Consider the following 17,910-nt stretch of genomic DNA (forward strand, 5'->3'; position numbering starts at 1 on the left):
ACAGGTGGTAGCCCAGAACGAAGAAGTCGTAGAAGGTTATGACTGGTAAGTCCTTGTCATTTATAGCCTTTTCGAGACCTTCGGTAAAATTCATCTGCCACCCTTACCCCTATGTCCTTAGGACATAGGGGTAAGGGTGGCGTTATGTCAAGAGATGTTCTCAAAACAAACAAAAGCATGATTAGGTTCGAGCAGGGTGTCTATATGTCCTTAGGACATATAGACACCCTGCTCAGATGTAAACTGGGCCAATAAAGTTATCCAAACATCGCGAGCTGCTGAGGCTCCACCCAGTAGCCGCGCTGACGCTTGGAGGCTTCCAGTGTAATCAGCGCCGCGACGGCCTGATTTTCATCCGCGAACCAATCCATCCGAACCTGACCGCCCTGCCCTATGCGGCCCCATTCGCGGTAGAGCGTCCATTCGCCAAACAAGTTCGGCATGACGGACATCCGGTAGAACCGGGCCATTTTCTGCGCAGGCTGGCGTTTCTCAAGATAGGTCTGCATGGCCGTCACAGGTGATACTTGCGCGCAATTTCGAGGGCTTCGGCCTGTTCGGTACCAATGTATTCCTTGGTGCTTTCAATACTGGCATGGCCGAGCAGCAGCTGGGCCGCGCGCAGGTTACCGGTCTGTTGGTAGATATGGGTCGGGAAGGTCCGGCGCAGCGAATGCAGGCCGTAGAGGCTGGGATCGAGGCGAGCCTTCTCCAGCCAGACCCGGAACAGCCGCCAGAGCTGACTTTCACTGAGATGGGACTGGGACCACCGCGCCCCCTGCCCGGTGAATAGCCAGCCGTGCAACGGCTTTTCTGAAGCTGCCAGATAGGTGCGCAGACTGTCGCGCGTGCCCGAGGACAGCCGCGCCTGGACCGGGCGTGCATTGCGGGCCTTGGTCTTCTTCTGCCGGATTTCCACGATCTCGCGCACCCCGGCAGGCGTGGCCACATCCGCCACCCGCAATCGCACCAGATCCGATCCCCGGAAGCTGGTATCGAGGGCGGTGTTGAACAGTGCCAGATCACGCAAGGCTTTCTCCTGATGCAGGAGCATCCGGATCAGGGATACCTGGTCGGGCGTCAGCGGAGGTTTTTTGCCCACGACGCGGCCTTTGTTCCAGGTGGTCTCGACAGCAGCTTTCACTGGCAAATCCTTGCGAGGTTATATGGATATACTACTCATAAACCTTGCATAACGAAAGTGGCATGTTGCGATATGCTGCACTTTCCCCATGTTTTGTTGGGTTTTTGGCTTGGGCACTCATGCAAGCTTTTTTCTTAAAGCTTGCATGACTGTAGCCTGACATGTTTCTGCGGAAATTCAATGGCCACTTGACTTCATTTCCGATTTTCAACATACTGGTATGTACGAAATCGGAAATGGAGGGCCTTATGGCTGAACCTATCAAAATAGGCGGTAAGGCATCCTCGAAGCCCGACTGCATCATCTACAGTACACCAGCATCACGCAACGCAAAGCTCAAAGAATTGACCATCGCAGAGGAGTTGCTCGTAGATGCGCTGCAACGTGGTGTAGCTGAAAAGCTGACCGCTGAGATATTCGACCCAGCGACTGCTGGCGGGTACGATCTCTATCGCTATACGACGCGATATGTGCGGAAAGGTCTGTATGAAGCAGGTTGGGAACTGAGCGACAGCAACAATATTGCTCTGGTCAGGGACCCAGCTGAAGGAACCGTCATAATTGTTTGTAGCGGCGACCATCAAACTGGGCAGCTAGTCGGCGATCAACCAAAGACTAAGCGCTCTAAAGGCGATCTTTTCCTAGAGGTAAGTGAAATCGTCGCCACTGATCTCTTTGGAGATGATGAGGTCAAGACGCGTCACGTTGCATTGCCCGATGCAAAGGTCTGGTTGCTTCTTCATTATCATGTTGTGGATCGTGGCCAGCAAATCTTGAGGGCAGAGCTATCCAGGCCGCTCGAAGCGAATGATGGGATGATTACACAATGGAGTGAGCGCGTTATTCTGCACGTCCCGCTTCCTGATGCCATGGCCGATGACGAGTCGGCGAACGATGAGGGACCGGTCATCACTCCTGATGTTGAAATTAGGTTTTGAGATGAATGGGAAAAGGCTGGCCATTGCAAGGCAACGGAAAGGATATAGCAGACCAGAACTCGCCGAAAGACTGGGAGTTACTCCACGAACAATAGGTGGGTGGGAAGCTGGTGCTGTTATACCAGAGGATAGAATCCCTTCGTTAGTTCAAATTCTTGGGTTTTCGCGCTCTTTTTTAGAGTTGCCCGATCCTGCAAGTGTATCAACCGGGGCGGTCAGTTTCCGTTCACTGAGCCGCAAAACGGCAAGTCAACGCGATGCTGCCCTTTCGATGTGCGACCTTGCAGTTGACCTTTCGGCTTGGCTTGATCCTCGATTTGGGCGCAACAGCGTTAACGTTCCGGACCTCTCCTCAGAGGAACCTGATTTCGCTGCTGACCTACTCCGTCGTGATTGGGGCCTAGGCACAGCGCCTATCTCGAATCTTGTTCACCTGTTGGAAGCAAAGGGGGTCCGACTTTTTGCACTTCCAGAAAACTGTCGAGAAATTGATGCATGTTCTTTTTGGTATGATGATATCCCATTCATGCTGGTAGACACGACAAGATCAGCTGAACGGATCAGGTTTAACTTGGCACATGAACTTGGCCACTTGATCCTCCATCGCCATGGCGCTCCCGTTGGTCAAGTTGCTGAGAAAGAAGCAAATGTTTTTGCCTCGAATTTTCTTATGACAATAGGCAGTATCCAGAGGCACCTCCCAAGGGAGATGACGATTGACGCAATTATCCGACTTAAATCTAGATGGGGAGTTTCTGCAGCTGCTCTCGCGTACCGTCTAAACAAGATCGGATATCTGAGGGACTGGAACTATAAGTCTATGGTTATTGAGATGAGACGACGCAGATACCACGAAGTAGAGCCGTCGCCAATTCCACATGAACAATCATATGTCTTGGATATCGTCCTCAAGACTTTGCTCAATAAGGGCATCAGCCTGAGATTGGTTGCCGAGGAAACGCATATACCCCACGCGGAGGTAGTGGGGCTTATGCATGGTCTAGCAACAGTGGCAATTTCCAGCCATGATATTGCTTCACCTAACGAGCGGAGAGCGACTCTTCGCGTTGTTTGAATCAGTCAATGTGGGAGCTCTTGTAGAGATCCCACATTTTTTCTACTAGTTGCCCCTGCGTGACGCCAAGGCGTTCGGCCTCAGTGGCAATGGCCTCTCCTACTTCAGGGAAAACTTTCGGATGCAATTGGTACGTCCTAGGGCTCGGTTTGCGCCCTGGTTTTTTGCGAGGTGTCCTGTCTAGGAACCCCCTCGCCTCTCCAACCTCATCCACACGCCTGACCTCTTCAACAGTCGTATCCTTCGGGCGCGCCTTGAGCCCTGCGAGTCTATTTGAGCCGCTCATAAACAGCCTCCGCGAATGCTTGGGCGTTGATCAACGCCTTATCCACTTTACCGCCTGTCATCATCTCAGGGTCATTCATCATCGCGGTCAAATCGCCGCCATAGGCAAACAGTTCCGAGAATGCCGCGCGTGCTACCAAGGATGGCTCAATCACGTCGATCCCTGCTCCTCTGAGCTGTTCTTCCAACTCCTTTTGGACGCGGCTTTTGACTGCGGCGCTGGTTTTTGTCAAAACCACGGCGTGTCGGATCGAACGTCCGAGCGCCTCTTCTTCCTCTCGCACCAATGCCAGCGCCTCGGAACCGATCTCTGCGTCGAGGGCGGTCGGCTGCATCGGAACAATAACCAAGTCGGCTTGTGAAATCGCACGGCTGACCAACTGTGATGCGACGCCTTCCAGGTCCACAATGACGATCTTACCATCGCCATCAGCACTCCGAATAGTGGGAACGATCTCTGAACGGCCGATCTCGCTCTTGAGGGTCACACCAGCTGGCAATCCATGCGAAGCCCATCTGGTTAGAGATTTGTTCGGGTCGCAGTCCAACACTGTGACATCCGCTTTCATGCGAGCAAACTCAGACGCCAGAAGTACGGCGCATGTGGATTTACCTACCCCTCCTTTGGGGCTTGCCATGACGATGACGGGCATTGCTCGATCCTGCCAGTTTTATGTTACCGGTTTTATATCCTTTACCGGTAAAAATTCCAATACCTGATTTAAATCCAAAACCGGTTTTATTTCTGGTACCGGTTTTCAATCTTAAGGTCTACCACGCTTTTCGAACCACTTCCGGCAAAACCCCACAAAGGCTCGATCAGCGTTGCGAGGAGGCTCTACGCACCAGCTGCGCCACTCCTGTTCAAGAAAACGTACATCCCATCCAGGAGCAGCATGCCGCGCTTCTTCGTAGGTATCAGCCTGCAAAGGTGGAATGCTGCCCTCTACGAGCGAGGTAGGTGACATCGTGCCACGATTGGTGAAAACCACCATGTCGGCTTCATCCTCGAAGGTGACGTGGTAGTCCGGCAAGTGGTCATGCTCTACAAGCTGCCGGATCATCTGCCGGAAGCGCTTCTGAGGGCTTTGAGAACCAGTCTTGAGAAGCAGTTTAGCCAGTGTGATGCGCCAGTATTTCTGTTGGCCACAGTGTTTACGAGCAATTTCGTACACCCGCCGTTCAATGGGCTTACGCAGACGAAAGTAGTCCCTATGCAGAGTCAGAACTTCTTCGTTGCGGATCGCGTTGAAGACCCAATCCGACAGCTTCACCTCACACCAGAGCAGGCGACCATCGAGACCATGCTTTCGGCGGATTGAGGAAGCGTCGATCAGGCCGAATCCATCGACCTGTTCTTCGTCACCGGTCACAATGTTCGTCCTGATACGGGTTCCTTCAAGACGGTCCAGGGCATCGAGAAGGGACTGATACTCCCGGCCACTGGTACCGCGATTTGTGAAGATAAGCAGCTCTCTGGAATTGATCCGAACACGGGGCGAAACCGGAAGGCCTTCCTTCAGTTTCGCCATGATCTGACTGATGCAGTAGATCAAAATATCTTTGTCGTAGATCGTTGCGAGACCCTTCACACTAGGCGTGATCTGCAGCCACTTATTGCCATTCTCGTATCGCTTGACCGTTGTTTCCGGCTTCTTCGAAAGCGAGTAGAACGGATGCTCCATATGTTGCATCACGTCCTTCAAAACAGCGTCAGCGACATCGCAGATGAAGAGATCATGCTGCGGGTGGCGATCCGGAAGGAGCGGGGCGAGAGCGTTCGTGTTATCAGTTACCATGGTTCCACATTCGTGGTTTTAGTTACCACAGTCAAGATTCGTGTTATCAGTTACCGAAAGCAGGATTTCAGTTACCAAGATTCGTGTTATCAGTTACCAACTGATAGGAAAAGTTAATAAAATTCAAAAGACTACGTGTAATCTGCTCACCTGTAACACAGATTCTAACACATATATAACACCCAGCCTGATAGGCTGAGACGATCACCGACAGTGCTTCACTCATTACCGCTGGTAGAACACGCACGCACCGACACCCGTGGTTGTCGTGGTCCAGGACGCCCCAAGGACAGCACATGTGGAAGCGTTGCTGGCTAAGAAACGAGGAAGCGTCACCGTCAGCACCAGGGCCACAACCAATGCACCCAGACCAAACCAGGGTAGACGGCTTTTGAGACGATCCGCTTTCTGTTCCCGTTCGAACACCGCTCGATAAGCTGTGGACCTGTCATCTTCCGATTTGGCCAAGGCCCCGATGGTCTTGTCCGTCTGGACGCCAAGGCGTCGGACAATCTCGGTCATCGCGTCTGCGGTTGCGCCCAAGTGGCTGTCGAGGGTCTGACCCAGAAGATCCCCGTACTTTTTCGGATTGGTTTGGTCCCGTGCGGCGAAAGCTGCGATCCGCGCTTCCGTCGCGACCTTGATCTGCTTGTCCGCCACGGCGGTCAGATCGTCGATCCTATCGGACATGCTGGCGACAGCCGTTGCCATGAGATCGAGCGTTTCGCGCAGATCATCGTCGGAGAGGGCAGGGAGGTCGGGTTGGTCTGGCATCGGGAGGCGTCCTTCGGGTTACTGGTCCTGCGGGACGAACAGCCCCTTGAACTCGGGATCGGCGTAGTAGCGCAGCTTTTGCGCGACGGCGGTGGCTTGCCCCTGCACGCGCAGAAGCTGGTTTTCCGGGCGGAGCTGCATGATTTCATCGGGGGTCAGCAGATCGCGGCCCGTGAGGTTGTTGCTAAAGCTGGGGGCATCACCGGGCTTGAAGCTGTCGGTCTGGAATCCGGCAGTTTCTTGGCCGATCGTCTGGCTCAGCCATTTGGCCGTCTCGAAATCATTCACCCCGAAGACCTGCTGCACCCCAGCATTGGCAATGAAGGTGCCCGCACGTTCGCCGTAGAGGTCCTTGAGCTGGCTCATGTCCTGCAGAATCGGCCAGAGCTGGAGGCCATATCCCGCCATCAGCCCCATCGCGCGCTCCACAGCCTCCAAGCGGCCCAGGGCCGCAAACTCATCCAGCAGGAACAGCGTGGGCGTCTGGAGGCGCTGTGTGCCCCCCTGTGCGCCTGCAGGGCTGCTCAGGGGCCTTACGGACGCCTCAGCGTCCCGTGCGATGTCCTGAAGGGCCTGAGACACCAGAAGGCGCAGCCAGCGGCTGTAGGCGTCCATCCGGTTTGGGGGCAGCACGAGAAACACCGATGTGATCCTTTGGCGCAGGTCCGAGAAGTGGAAGTCCGACCGCGACAGGACTTTGGCAATGCGCGGGCTGTCCAGAAAGTGTGTGTGGCGCTGTGCGTTCGACAGGACGGAGGCGGCTTCGCGATCCGCCTTGCCGAGGAAGCGGTTGGCGGCGCGGGCGATCAACCCGCCTGCCGCATCGCTGTCCTGCATCAGCTCCAGCAGCGCGCGCAGCTTTTCCGGGGGCAGGGTGAGATATTCCCGGACGGTGGCAAGCGTCCGGCGGTTGCGGTCCTCGTGGCAGACGCAGAACATGATCAGGCCGCCGAGGATGGCCTTGGCCTCCTCGTTCCAATGCGCTTCCGAAACCTGTCCCGGCGGGTCCATGACCAGCGCCTCTGTCAGGGAGGCCGCATCCTCGCCCAGATCAAGGCTGTCCGGTGTCAGCCGGTCGAGCGGATTGTAGGCGGCAGAGGGCATCCCGGAGACCTCAAACGGATCGAGGACGTGGACCGTTCCGAACCGCCGCCGGGCTTCCCCGGCGATCCGGGCATTCTCACCCTTGGGGTCGATGACCAGGACCGAGCGTTCCGCCGCCAGCAGGTTCGGGATGACGGTGCCGACGCCTTTCCCGGCCCTTGTCGGGGCGAGGGTGATCAGATGGGCCGGGCCGTCATAGCGCAGCAGCCGTCCGGTGTGCGGGTTGCGCCCGATCAGAAGACCGTCTTCCCGCTGGAGCTTCTTCAGCTCCTTGCGGTTGGCGAAGCGGGCGGAGCCGTGGCTGTCGCCGGTCAGCCCGAAGAAGGCGTCCGCGCCAGAGGCCATGCGCCAATACTGGAATCCGAAGACGCCACCAACAAAAATGAACGGCCCGAAGACCAGCCACTGCCATGCGCTTTCTCCGGGCGGCTGGTCAAAGAAGGCGAAGACGAACGGCGTGGCGACAAGTGCCCCAATCATCGCGCCGAACAGGACAGCGCCGATCATCCAGCCCAACAGGATGGGCGTGAAGATCAATCGACCGAAGAACCGGAACAGCCCTCCGAAGACGAGCATCACGCCCCGCATCAGGACGGCTTTTCCGGATCAGAACTGGACGGTGCAGGGGAGGGCGTCCCCCAGTCCGCGAAGGCCTTGCGGTCCTGTTCGCGGGGCAGGTTGCGGATCAGCCGGTTGAGCATCGCGGCAGCCCCGGTATCCCGTTCCGCCAGGTCCATGAGCGCACCGCCCAGGATCACCTTGCGCCGGGTGTCGAGTTTGCGCTGTCTGGTGGCTTCCCGGTTCTTCAGCGCCTGAAGACGGGCCTTGGCCTGGGCATATCGTTTCTCGGCGCGCTCAAGTTCTGTTTCTGCCAAATCTCTACCCTCGCCACCAAACATTCTTGTGGTTGAAGTTCTTCTTGCCAGATCAACCGATAGCGCTTACCCGTAGGCCTGTAAAGGACAAGGGCGCACTTATGCAAACTCTCCACCTACGGCTTCGAGATTTGCGTGCGATCTCCTTGAGGCGTGGCCTCAGCCGATGGCGAACTCCGTCCGACGCAATGCGCGCCGGAATGAAAGGCCCACCCGGCCTCTCAAACTCTCCAGGGCCAACTTCAGAAGTTGGATCGCGTCCCGCAATGTCGCGCCAGCGTTTCGCCCGATGCCCCACGGTGGGGGCCGGTCTGCCGCAGGCGTCTCCCTTACGGGAGGTCCGTGCCGTCGGACCTGACGGTGCCGACACGAACCGGGTTTGCCCCTGGCAAACCGCCATTGATCTGTCCCCATATCCCGCCCCCCATGAGGCTGGGGATCTGGGGGCAGATCAATGGCAAGCCCGCGCCTCAGAGAGCCAGAGGCTCACTTCGGGCGTGCTGTCTTTTCCACTCCAGCCCCAGCGGTGCGAACGCGCACTGCGATTTGGGGCGCGGGCCTCCGGGGAAAAGACGGTTGCGCAAAGCTGCGGCGGTCTTGGATCATTGATCTCCAAAACCACCGTCTTACGCCCAACAGGGAGGACGAAGCCCTTTCCGAAGGGAACCGGAAGAGGTTGGGCTTCATCCCCACTCTGCACCAACACCTCAGCTCTTGTCACGAGCCAAGAGCTGGGCACTCTGCCACGGCGGCAACTATCGGCTTTGAGAGAGGAGGGCTGATGGCGAGCTACCACCTCTCTGTGAAGACGATCAAACGCAGCGCCGGGCGCTCTGCCACGGCGGCAGCAGCCTACCGTGTTGGGGAGCGCATCGAGTGCCAGCGCGAAGGCCGCGTCCACGACTACACCCGCAAGCAGGGCATCGAGGAGACCTTCATCCTGACCCCGAAGGACGCCCCGGACTGGGCCACGGATCGGTCCCGCCTCTGGAATGAGGTCGAGGCCAGCGAGACCCGCCGCAACTCCGTCACCGCCCGCGAGTGGGAGCTGGCCCTGCCCTCCGAGATCAGCGCCGAAGACCGCTCGCAGATCACCCGCGACTTCGCCCAGGAGCTGGTCAGCCGGTACGGCGTGGCCGTCGATGTGGCGATCCATGCCCCCCACCGCGAGGGCGATCAGCGCAACCATCACGCCCACGTCCTGACCTCTACCCGCAAGCTGGAAGCGGGGGGCTTCACCGCCAAAACCCGCGTGCTCGATTCCGCCAAGACCGGCGGCGTTGAGATCGAGCAGATGCGTGGCCTCTGGGCCGAGTTGCAGAACCGCGCGCTGGAGCGGGCAGGGGAGGTGGAGCGCGTCGATCACCGGTCGCTCGAAGCGCAGCGCGAGGCGGCGCTGGAACGGGGTGACGAGCTGACGGCGGAGGAGCTGGACCGCGACCCCGAGCTGAAGCTGGGGCCAGCGGCCAATTCCATGGAACGACGCGCGAAGGCAGTAGCCGAGCGTCAGGGCCGGGAGTATGTGCCCGTTACCGAGCGAGGGGCCGTGGTCCATGCCGCCCGTCAGGCTCGTGCCGCATTCCGCGAAATGCGCGAGCGCCTGGACATCGCGCGGGAGACTTACGGTGCCGAACGCGAGGCAGGGCAGGGCCGTGTCTCTGCCGGTTTGGCGGCACTCAGGGCCGCAACCGCGAAGGATCGGAGTGGCGAGCGGGACCCGGAGGATTTCCGAGAGCGACTGGCGCGCGTTGTGGGCCGGTCAAAAGACCAAGACGACACGCCGAAACCGGAAGGCCGCAATTATGCGCGGGAGCGGCTCAAAGAGATCATGGAGAAAGACGCCGGGCGGGATGGCCAATCGGCGGTTCACAAGCTGGACGGCCACAGCGAGTATGATCTGGGCGAAGACGCCGGGCGCGAGGCGCGCAAGCCGTCCGTCAACGAGCGTCTGAAGGACGTGCTGAACAAGCCGCGCGAAAAGCTGGAGATCGAGAACGAGCGTGACCAGGAGAAGGAGGTCGAGAAGGATCGGGACATCGACCGCGATCCGGGCCTCAGTCACTGAGGAGGCGGTGAGAGGTCGTTTCCCCATTCTTCATGGGAATGCTCACCTGAGAGAACCCGACGCCAACAAGGAATGAAATCACACCGGTCGCAGTCTTGAACTCGCGTACCTTGATTGCATTCTGCGTCAGGCGCGTCCTGGCGGTGACAAGAATTTTCTCTTGTCCGTCGTTTCCCACCGTCCGCATGATCCATAGACCATACCAGCTTGGACCCTTGCGCTCAGGATCGGCTTTGCACAGCACTTCGACCGTGTGGCCCTCCTCGGCAAGCGCCCGAAGGCCTTGTTCGGTGGTCACGTTTAGTTCGATTTCAGCCGTCTGGTTCATAGCGCATATCAACAGAAACAATGATGATATTCTTCTGCCCGAATCTAACCAAGGCATCAATCGTATATTATCGGGCAGGGAATGGCTCGATAGATTTCAGTGATCCCGGCAGTGTGCCGGTCTCGCTTTGAGCGATAGACAAGGCAGGGGATCGACGGGCTGACGCCCGCTCACCCCAACCCTGACAGTTTCCAATACCTCTTGATCCGCCTGCCATCCCGGCAGGTCCGAGAAAACCGGCAAGCGCCGCCTTTGGCGTCGGTTCCGGTCGAGAATTCCGGTTCCTCCCACGCGCGAGGCGCGCGGTTCCCTCCCAAATTCACGCCCTCCACCCGGTTGTCACGGCCCCGCCGGGCCGCAGGACGGGCTTTGCCCTTACCTGCTCTGCCGTCCGGAATGCATGGGCATTCCAGACAGCAGAGAAGGAAGGCCCGCCCATCGGCGGAAAGGGGAAGAGACCCGGCCCGCGTCACTCGAAGGAGGGTCACAAATGACCGCAGAGAAGTTTGACGTTTATTCCCATGTCACCAACCAGATCATCGCGCAGATCGAGGCGGGAACGCCGCCCTGGCGTAAGCCGTGGACTGGCGGAGGAGTGTCTGTCAGCTTGCCGGAACGGTTCAACGGCGAGGCCTATCGGGGCATCAACATCCTGATGCTTTGGGCGACAGCGATGGCCAGGGATTACAGCTCAGCCCGCTGGATGACGTTCAATCAGGCCAAGCAGCTTGGGGGCCATGTCCGCAAGGGCGAGAAATCCGCAACCGTGGTGAAATACGGCACCGTCGAGCGCGAGGACGAAAACGGCGAGGAGCGCCAGATCCCCTATGCCAAGGCCTACCGCGTGTTCAACGCCGACCAGATCGAAGGTTTGCCTGCTGAGTTTTACATCCTGCCCGATCCGCCCCGTGATCTTGGCACCGTCGCCAATCCCGCGCTGGAGGCATTCTTTGAAGCGACTGGCGCACAGATCGACGTGACCGAGGAGCCGCGCGCCTACTACAACATCAAGACCGACCGCATCCACATGCCGCCGATTGGCACGTTTCACCGGGCCGTAGGATATTACGGCACCTTGGCGCATGAACTGACCCACTGGACAGGTGCGACAAAGCGACTGGACCGCTTGGGCCGGTTCAACGACCGCAAGGCCTACGCGTTTGAGGAACTGGTCGCGGAGATCGGAAATTGCATGCTTTGCGCGCAGATCGGGGTGGAGCCTGAATTCGATCAAAGCGCGGCCTATGTCGAAGGATGGCTGGAAGCGATGAAGGAAGACAGCCGCGCGATCTTCCGTGCCGCGTCCGAGGCGCAGAAAGCCGTTGACTACATCATGGCCCGCACCGTGCAGACCGACCGGATGGCCGCCGAGTAGCAGCCCGCACCTCTGAAATGATCGAGGCCCCCGTCAGCAGGCGGGGGCCTTTTTTCGGTGTGGCGTGATCCTGGGCAGGGCGGTTTTAGGGTGACCTGTCGGCAGGCAGCCTGAAGGCCACCCGCCGACAGGCCCGGCGCTTCGCGCGGACGCCCTTGAGGGGCGAGGACCAGGAACAGCACGTGATCAAGAAAAGTTACGTTATGCGAAAAATTATTGGTTTCTTAACTGAAACACGTTACATGCCGTAACAGGCTTAGCCTACGAGATCGCCTGTGCGGTCGCCATACCCCGCCCCTTGTGGCGGGGTTTATGCTTTCCGATCAACGCCTTCAAAGCAGCTGTATTTTGTTGCCAGAGTCGCGTGATCAGCATCGTCCAGAATGCATTCGATCAGTTTCCCATCATCCCGAAGGCGGCGATATGGCCTGTTTCCAGCGTTGTAGCCACCCATACAAACGGGCCAAAGGTAGAGGTCTGCAAGCTGGGCCATGGGCGATGATTTGGCCTTGAACCGTAGATCATAAAGCGTGGTCTTGAGCTGTTCCGTGGTGAGCGGTGCATACTTTCCGGAATTCTTGGTATCGAAGGGCAGGCCATCAGTTCGTAACTCGGCGTAATACGCCTTCAAAGCCGCGTCTTCCGTCTTGTTGCACTTCTCCGGCATCACACGAAGCCGCTGGCCTTGGCCGATTGCAAACTTTGCAGCGCGCTCGACAACGACAGAGAAAGCCGTCTTGCACAGCATCCAGCGGTTTTCGAGGTATTGAGCCGCATACCGGGCGTTATAGCCTGGACGGTCAATGACACAGGCAATACCGATCACCGGCGCATCGCGCATGAGACCGTAGAGGTCTTCATAGAACGCGGCTTGCTCCTCGTCTGTCTTATCTCGCAGCCAAAAGAAACCTTCATTTTGGGACCGGATTTCAGATGAGTGCAAAGGGGCGGTGACACCCCATTTTTCGACAAAGGCTGCGTGCAGACGGCGAGCTCCCTCTTCGTCCTCTTCACGGACCAGGACACCGCCAAGGGCAAACCAGTCATAGCCATGCGCAGGCTTCTTACCAGGCTTCCGGCTTGGGTGACGTGTGCCGGAATCGTCCAGATACAAATTTAGGATGGCGGGTTTCATTTTCTGATCTGTCACGTCAAACCGCGCTTTCTAACAGCGCGATTTCGTCTTCGGTCAGGTCGAACAGGTCATAGACAATGCTGTCGATCTGGGCTTCAGCCTGGGCGATTTCGGCGGTCAGGCGGGCGATCTCGGCGCGGTCGCGGTTGATCCAGTCCTCCCAGTCGGAGCGATCGGCCAGCGGGATGTCGGCCTTGAACACTTTCTTCACCTCGGCGCGGAAGGCGGCAAAATCGGGCAGGGTCCACCATTCCTTGAGCTTGTTGGTCAGCTTGGGTTCGCGATCAGGCGGGCAGAGATCGGGAATCCGGCGGGTCAGTGAGGTTTGCAGGGCTAGGCGTTCCTTCGCTAGACCACTGATTTTCTTCGCCCCCTGAGCTAATTCTGCCCGCGAATTGTCATCGGACTGAGGAATAGGCAGAGGTTCGATATATTGCCGCTTTAGGCGAAGACGCCATTCTCCACCCCGTAGGGCATTGGCTTCCCCTCTTAGACAAAACCAGAAAAGCCTACTATTCAGAAGGGCAAGAAGCGTGAAGTCGGCATTGATCTTGAAGGTAGTCGTTTCATACAGATAACCAGCAGGAGCCATCGAAAACTTTGGCCCTTGAGACATATCTGGAAAACATATTCCTTCTTCTTCGAACCCCGCAACATAGCCTAGCTGATCTTGTTGAAGCTCAAACCATGCTTGTTTTGTGGCGCGAGCTTCTAACGCTTCGCGGAAGGGAAGCAGCCAATCTCGGATGGCTGGATAGTCGCCAATATCAATCATGCCCTTTGGAATGTAGATTATCCACCAACCTTCAGGCTGGATATGCCAACGTGCTAGATCACCCCCCTTGAGAAGGGGCCTCAGCAGCTCGACGCTTCGGGGGTCCTGGGCGCAGAGACGCTCTTTGGTGGCGCTGTCGATCACGAAGGCCGCGTTCAGGCCGGTCTTGATACCGTAGAGCGGTGATCCGTAAACGTCTTTCAGGGTTTTCTTGTCGGTCCTGATCTTGTCCCGCAGGGTGCGCAGTGCGGTGTTTTCCAGCTCCCATGATCCGGCCCCAAGGGCAGCTTGTGGATACGGCCCGGCGGCAGCTTCCCAAGTGGCCTGAAAGTTTGCCTCTGGCAGGGCATCCAGTTGCCAGAACCGTAATTCGTGGCCCTTAGGGGCTAACCCGCGTTTCATGGTCAGGATGGCGGGCGTCGTATTTACGCCCTCGAAGACTTGTAGGTCGCCAAAATCGACTACGCTCTCGATGGTTGCCTCTTTCAGCAGGTATTCTCGCAGGGGCTTGCCCGATCCGGTCTTGAAAAAGGTGTTCGAGGAAATGTAGCCCAAGCGCCCGCCCGGTTTCAGCAAGCGCAGGCCGCGTTCGTAGAAATAGCAGTAGAGATCAGCCCTGTCGGAAACCACCTCATACCGCTTTTCCAGATAGGGTTTCAGCAGCTTCAGGAATTCCATCCGCACATAAGGCGGGTTGCCCAGGACCACGTCAAAGCCGCCTTCGGCAAAGACGCCGGGGAAGGCTGTTTCCCATGTGAAGGCGTGATCGAGATAGGCGAAGTTGCTGTCCTCGATCAGGCTGTCACCGACGCGGATGCTGCCCGACAGGCTGTCGAGAACCTTGCCGCGCCGGGCGGTCTTGATCCAGAGTGACAGCTTGGTGATCTCGATGCTTTCCTCGTTCACATCCACGCCGAAGAGATTATCGGTCAGAATTTCGCTGTCCGGGACATAGTCGAGCAGATCGCCAAAATGCTCGGCCTTGGGCAGCAGGTCTTTGATCTTGTCGTTCACGCGGGTCAGTTCGGCCTTCATGAAGTCGAAGGCCATGATCAGGAACACGCCAGAGCCACAGGCGGGATCGACGATGCGCAGGGATTTCAGGCGATCGCGATAGGCTTGCCAGGCTTCCAGCTCGGCCGACTTTTTCCGCCAGGGGATGTTTTCATAGACGGTGACATCCGCGCCCTTCTTGGCATGAGCGCGCAAGGTGTCGTCGAAGATTTCCCGCAGATGTGTGCCCAGGGTTTCGGCCACAATGAAGCGCGCAATGTAGTCAGGGGTGTAGACCACCCCGTCACGCTTGCGCCGCCCGCTTGTGCCAGTGGTTTTCTCGGGCTCTTCCTCTTCACCGCGGGCGATCGCTTGCAGACGTTCCACGTCCGCGATGGACTGTTCGAAGATATGGCCGAGGACCGTGACCGAGACTTCGGAGGCGAAGTCATACTCGCCCAGGGTTTTGAACCCTTCGCAGATGTCATCGGGGATGTTCAGCCCGTTGATCACCGCATCTTCGCGGAACAGACCCCCGTTGTAGCGCGGGATTTTCAGCTCGTTGTTACCCTCGTCGATGGCGCGGAACAGACCCTTGAAATTGTCCCAGACGGGGCGAGGGTTGTAAGGGTCGCGCGCGACGAAGGCGTTTTCCAGCGTGTTGTCTGGCAGCAGACCGGTATCTTCGGCGAAGGCGATGAATAGCACCCGATCGAGGATCTTCTGCGCGAGGGCAATCGCATCGAGGGGCGCGATCGCGGCATCGGCTTTTTGGACAGCGCTCAGGAGCTTGAGGCGCAGGTCCTTGTAGTCCTGATACAGGCTGTCGGTGATGTCCTTGTCTTCGCGGCGGCTTTCTTTCAGCAGATCAGCCGTGCGGCCAGACAGCAGATTTTCCGCCGACAGAAGCAGCATGAAGCGCGCGTATTCTGAGGGGTCTGTCAGTTGGTCGAGGCGGAATTCCTCATAGGCCGAGGTGCCTTCCCCGAAACCGTAGAAGCGCAGCTCGATCATGTTCGAGACCAGCACCCATTTCACGCCGCGCGCGTTCATGGCGTATTCCCACGCCTGTTGAACGGGGCTTTTGTTTCGGCCCGGCATGATTGCATCGAGGTCGCGGGTATCTGCGCCCTTCAGCTCGAATGGTGCCACGATGTCAGGCGTCTTGCCGCCAAAGCGGCCAAGCGCCAGATCGACGCTGCCGCGCAGAATATTTTGTTCGGTTGAGACGTTGTAATCTGCTCCGCCAGCCGGGCCGTGGTAGCCGAGAACACCTTCAACGATCTTGGAAGCGAACTGCCCATGCAGGGCGGTTTCCTTCAGGCGTTCAATCCGCCCCGAGCTGATCAGCTCGGCCCAGGCTTCCAGCGCAGCCAAATGGTCGGACGGGATCGGATCGGCTTTGATGTGGCGCTTCAGGGTCTTACGGTTGAACAAATTCATGAATTAAAGGGCTTTCTTGATACTGCCCCATGGCAGCGAAACATAGAGATCGCGCATGAGAGCAAAGCGCTCTTCAAAGGGCGGAAGGTCACCAATTTCGAGGGCGAGCGTTTCCCAATCGGCCTGGGCGCGTTGCTTGATTTCCGGGTCATCCATGGACTCTGGCTTGGCCTCGATCCCACGGCTGCGGCATTTCTCGATCAATGTGGTCAAGATGGCTGTTTTGTCAGCGCCGCTGAAATCATGCTCGCCAATCAGAAATGCGATGTCGTAGACGTCCTGTCGCCGGTTGCGCTTCCGTATGGTTTGCTGAAGCAGAGCACGGAATTTTTCGGCAATGAGCTCATGGATAGTGAACGCGCGTACCGCCACACCGGCCCCGTGCAGGTTCAGCTCCTGGAAGGCATAGACCTGATCACGGAAGCTGATCTCGACATCAAGAACCCGGCTTGCCTTGCCGTCCGCCAGCCGGGCCTCTTCACCTGTGCCACGCTTGGCAGAGCCAATGCGGACCCGGAGCGCGGGGAATTCGTGATCTTCGAAGTTCTCTGCGCGCGGCATCTTCTTCACCGATTGAACCCGACAAAGAAGATCAGGGTAGCCGAGCTTGATCGCGGTGCGAGGCAGAACCTCATTCAGTTCGGTGATGATCTTTTCCGTCAGGTCGGCGGGCTCTGCCATCGAGGTGAAATCAACATCCCCGGTGACCCGATTGCTTTTGAAAGCCAGGGCCATGACCGCCCCGCCCTTCAAAACGAGTGTCTTCGATAATGAAGGGGCTAGGCCAATTGCCCCCAAGACAATTTCCGTTATCTGGCGATCTCGATAGAGCGTTGGGTTTGCACGCGCGGTTTCGACCCATGCACGAACATCAACATCGACGATGTCGAATTTTGTATCTTGCGCGTGCGGGTCAGTGTCAGACATTTATTGAAATCATCCAGCGTTCTGAGAATTCAGGGGCGTACTCGGCGTCAGGGTCGAGTTTGCGCGATCCGCCCCGTTGAGCAAACTGCTCCCAGTTGTGCAGCGCCGGATCATCTATGTCCATGACTTCAGACAGAATATAGCCTGCGCGAACTTTTGCGATCTTACTGTCGAGGAGATCAATTGCGGCAATAATTTCGGGCACCCACTGATCCGCCTCATTTTCCCAGACATCGAGAACATGGCGCATGCCCCCACAAAGCTGTGGTTCGGCAAGCATGTCAGCAAAGGTTTGGCCAATTGAAGTGATCCGCGTTTCCTCACCACTCACGGGGACCGGTGTCCAGGGGTGGCTTGATACATGCACCACGATCGGGCGGCGACGGATCGTATCCTTGAAGCCAGGCCTATTCAGAACGGGCGCTTCAATTTGGTCGAGATCAGGCAGGTCTACATGAAGACGTTTATCCCGGAGCGCATTCCACAGGGGTCTTTTGGGGGTTGTCAGGTGTAGCGCCTGTGGGCTGCGGTCAGTAAGCCCATAGCGCTGCATGGCAGATAGATGCGAGACGTAGGCGAAAGGATCAGCGATGCAGGCGACCTCTTCCGCCGACCCAGCTCTCGTTGATTGCGTCACACGCCACACGCCCGAGCGGAAGTCAGAGTCCATGACAAGCGCTTTCCGTGCCTCAAGGCGCCGTAGCGCATTTTTGGCGCGTGTCTGATCCCAGTCGTGCGGGAGGCGCTTCAACGGCTCGCCGTTCAGCGCCTTTTTGTGAAACAGGTGGTAGCCCAGAACGAAGAAGTCGTAGAAGGTTATGACTGGTAAGTCCTTGTCATTTATAGCCTTTTCGAGACCTTCGGTAAAATTCATC

At 57.7% G+C, this 17,910-nt stretch carries 16 protein-coding genes; 4 read left to right on the forward strand and 12 right to left on the reverse strand.

Features of this window, described 5'->3' with window-relative positions; all coding sequences use genetic code 11:
• Positions 1 to 257: 257 nt before the first annotated feature.
• Positions 258 to 509, reverse strand: coding sequence for a WGR domain-containing protein (locus tag BSG08_RS18615; protein WP_093039345.1), 252 nt, complete (start codon positions 507 to 509; stop codon positions 258 to 260).
• Positions 510 to 514: 5 nt separating this feature from the next.
• On the reverse strand, positions 515 to 1,144 hold the full coding sequence (locus BSG08_RS18620) for a tyrosine-type recombinase/integrase (protein ID WP_093039346.1): 630 nt from the start codon (positions 1,142 to 1,144) through the stop codon (positions 515 to 517).
• A gap of 248 nt (positions 1,145 to 1,392) precedes the next feature.
• Here BSG08_RS18620 and BSG08_RS19365 point away from each other — a divergent pair, with 248 nt between their 5' ends.
• Together BSG08_RS19365 and BSG08_RS18630 are read left to right on the forward strand one after the other, a co-directional pair.
• A complete protein-coding gene (locus BSG08_RS19365) occupies positions 1,393 to 2,082 on the forward strand; it encodes a hypothetical protein (protein WP_139274604.1) in 690 nt (229 codons plus the stop codon).
• The gene (locus BSG08_RS18630) at positions 2,039 to 3,157 is read left to right on the forward strand and encodes an XRE family transcriptional regulator (RefSeq protein ID WP_175544833.1); all 1,119 of its coding nucleotides are present in this window, start codon (positions 2,039 to 2,041) and stop codon (positions 3,155 to 3,157) included. The genes BSG08_RS19365 and BSG08_RS18630 overlap by 44 nt, the downstream gene beginning before the upstream one ends.
• A gap of 269 nt (positions 3,158 to 3,426) precedes the next feature.
• Here BSG08_RS18630 and BSG08_RS18640 read toward each other — a convergent pair whose 3' ends face one another.
• From BSG08_RS18640 to BSG08_RS18660, 5 genes are all read right to left on the reverse strand, one after another.
• Entirely contained in the window at positions 3,427 to 4,095 is a 669-nt protein-coding gene (locus tag BSG08_RS18640) for a ParA family protein (protein WP_093039350.1), read from the reverse strand.
• A gap of 111 nt (positions 4,096 to 4,206) precedes the next feature.
• Positions 4,207 to 5,241 (reverse strand): replication initiator protein A, encoded by a 1,035-nt coding sequence (locus tag BSG08_RS18645; protein ID WP_093039351.1) that lies wholly within the window; start codon positions 5,239 to 5,241, stop codon positions 4,207 to 4,209.
• A gap of 225 nt (positions 5,242 to 5,466) precedes the next feature.
• Positions 5,467 to 6,015 carry a hypothetical protein gene (locus BSG08_RS18650; protein WP_093039352.1) on the reverse strand — a complete coding sequence of 183 codons (549 nt, stop codon included), beginning with the start codon at positions 6,013 to 6,015 and terminating at the stop codon, positions 5,467 to 5,469.
• Positions 6,016 to 6,033: 18 nt separating this feature from the next.
• Positions 6,034 to 7,695, reverse strand: a complete 1,662-nt coding sequence (locus BSG08_RS18655) for a type IV secretory system conjugative DNA transfer family protein (RefSeq protein WP_245770754.1) — start codon at positions 7,693 to 7,695, stop codon at positions 6,034 to 6,036.
• Positions 7,696 to 7,706: 11 nt separating this feature from the next.
• Positions 7,707 to 7,994, reverse strand: coding sequence for a mobilization protein (locus tag BSG08_RS18660; protein ID WP_093039361.1), 288 nt, complete (start codon positions 7,992 to 7,994; stop codon positions 7,707 to 7,709).
• A 781-nt stretch (positions 7,995 to 8,775) separates the two neighbouring features.
• On the opposite strand from BSG08_RS18660, the gene mobQ reads away from it, so the two are divergent.
• Positions 8,776 to 10,059 carry a MobQ family relaxase gene (mobQ, locus tag BSG08_RS18665; protein WP_093039354.1) on the forward strand — a complete coding sequence of 428 codons (1,284 nt, stop codon included), beginning with the start codon at positions 8,776 to 8,778 and terminating at the stop codon, positions 10,057 to 10,059.
• Here the strand turns inward: mobQ and BSG08_RS18670 are convergent.
• Entirely contained in the window at positions 10,049 to 10,387 is a 339-nt protein-coding gene (locus BSG08_RS18670; protein WP_093039355.1) for a hypothetical protein, read from the reverse strand. The genes mobQ and BSG08_RS18670 overlap by 11 nt on opposite strands.
• A gap of 490 nt (positions 10,388 to 10,877) precedes the next feature.
• Here BSG08_RS18670 and BSG08_RS18675 point away from each other — a divergent pair, with 490 nt between their 5' ends.
• Positions 10,878 to 11,762: an ArdC family protein gene (locus tag BSG08_RS18675; RefSeq protein ID WP_093039356.1), complete on the forward strand. Its 885-nt coding sequence runs from the start codon at positions 10,878 to 10,880 to the stop codon at positions 11,760 to 11,762.
• A 310-nt stretch (positions 11,763 to 12,072) separates the two neighbouring features.
• Here BSG08_RS18675 and BSG08_RS18680 read toward each other — a convergent pair whose 3' ends face one another.
• From BSG08_RS18680 to BSG08_RS18695, 4 genes are all read right to left on the reverse strand, one after another.
• Positions 12,073 to 12,897 carry a DUF3800 domain-containing protein gene (locus BSG08_RS18680; RefSeq protein WP_093039357.1) on the reverse strand — a complete coding sequence of 275 codons (825 nt, stop codon included), beginning with the start codon at positions 12,895 to 12,897 and terminating at the stop codon, positions 12,073 to 12,075.
• Positions 12,898 to 12,913: 16 nt separating this feature from the next.
• Positions 12,914 to 16,108 carry an Eco57I restriction-modification methylase domain-containing protein gene (locus tag BSG08_RS18685; RefSeq protein ID WP_093039358.1) on the reverse strand — a complete coding sequence of 1,065 codons (3,195 nt, stop codon included), beginning with the start codon at positions 16,106 to 16,108 and terminating at the stop codon, positions 12,914 to 12,916.
• A 3-nt stretch (positions 16,109 to 16,111) separates the two neighbouring features.
• On the reverse strand, positions 16,112 to 17,035 hold the full coding sequence (locus BSG08_RS18690) for a nucleotidyl transferase AbiEii/AbiGii toxin family protein (protein ID WP_093039359.1): 924 nt from the start codon (positions 17,033 to 17,035) through the stop codon (positions 16,112 to 16,114).
• A partial coding sequence (locus BSG08_RS18695; protein ID WP_093039360.1) for a type IV toxin-antitoxin system AbiEi family antitoxin domain-containing protein occupies positions 17,028 to 17,910 on the reverse strand: 883 nt, incomplete at its 5' end. The genes BSG08_RS18690 and BSG08_RS18695, both read right to left, overlap by 8 nt.

The sequence above is a fragment of the Roseovarius azorensis genome (assembly GCF_900109455.1).
Lineage (GTDB): Bacteria > Pseudomonadota > Alphaproteobacteria > Rhodobacterales > Rhodobacteraceae > Roseovarius > Roseovarius azorensis.

Bases quoted from the DNA above. Each gene is read 5' to 3' on its own strand.
- BSG08_RS19365 (WP_139274604.1), top strand. From the start codon at position 1,393: ATGGCTGAACCTATCAAAATAGGCGGTAAGGCATCCTCGAAGCCCGAC.
- BSG08_RS18685 (WP_093039358.1), bottom strand. From the start codon at position 16,108: ATGAATTTGTTCAACCGTAAGACCCTGAAGCGCCACATCAAAGCCGAT.
- mobQ (WP_093039354.1), top strand. From the start codon at position 8,776: ATGGCGAGCTACCACCTCTCTGTGAAGACGATCAAACGCAGCGCCGGG.
- BSG08_RS18645 (WP_093039351.1), bottom strand. From the start codon at position 5,241: ATGGTAACTGATAACACGAACGCTCTCGCCCCGCTCCTTCCGGATCGC.
- BSG08_RS18650 (WP_093039352.1), bottom strand. From the start codon at position 6,015: ATGCCAGACCAACCCGACCTCCCTGCCCTCTCCGACGATGATCTGCGC.
- BSG08_RS18640 (WP_093039350.1), bottom strand. From the start codon at position 4,095: ATGCCCGTCATCGTCATGGCAAGCCCCAAAGGAGGGGTAGGTAAATCC.
- BSG08_RS18655 (WP_245770754.1), bottom strand. From the start codon at position 7,695: ATGCTCGTCTTCGGAGGGCTGTTCCGGTTCTTCGGTCGATTGATCTTC.
- BSG08_RS18670 (WP_093039355.1), bottom strand. From the start codon at position 10,387: ATGAACCAGACGGCTGAAATCGAACTAAACGTGACCACCGAACAAGGC.
- BSG08_RS18680 (WP_093039357.1), bottom strand. From the start codon at position 12,897: ATGAAACCCGCCATCCTAAATTTGTATCTGGACGATTCCGGCACACGT.
- BSG08_RS18690 (WP_093039359.1), bottom strand. From the start codon at position 17,035: ATGTCTGACACTGACCCGCACGCGCAAGATACAAAATTCGACATCGTC.
- BSG08_RS18615 (WP_093039345.1), bottom strand. From the start codon at position 509: ATGCAGACCTATCTTGAGAAACGCCAGCCTGCGCAGAAAATGGCCCGG.
- BSG08_RS18630 (WP_175544833.1), top strand. From the start codon at position 2,039: ATGAGGGACCGGTCATCACTCCTGATGTTGAAATTAGGTTTTGAGATG.
- BSG08_RS18675 (WP_093039356.1), top strand. From the start codon at position 10,878: ATGACCGCAGAGAAGTTTGACGTTTATTCCCATGTCACCAACCAGATC.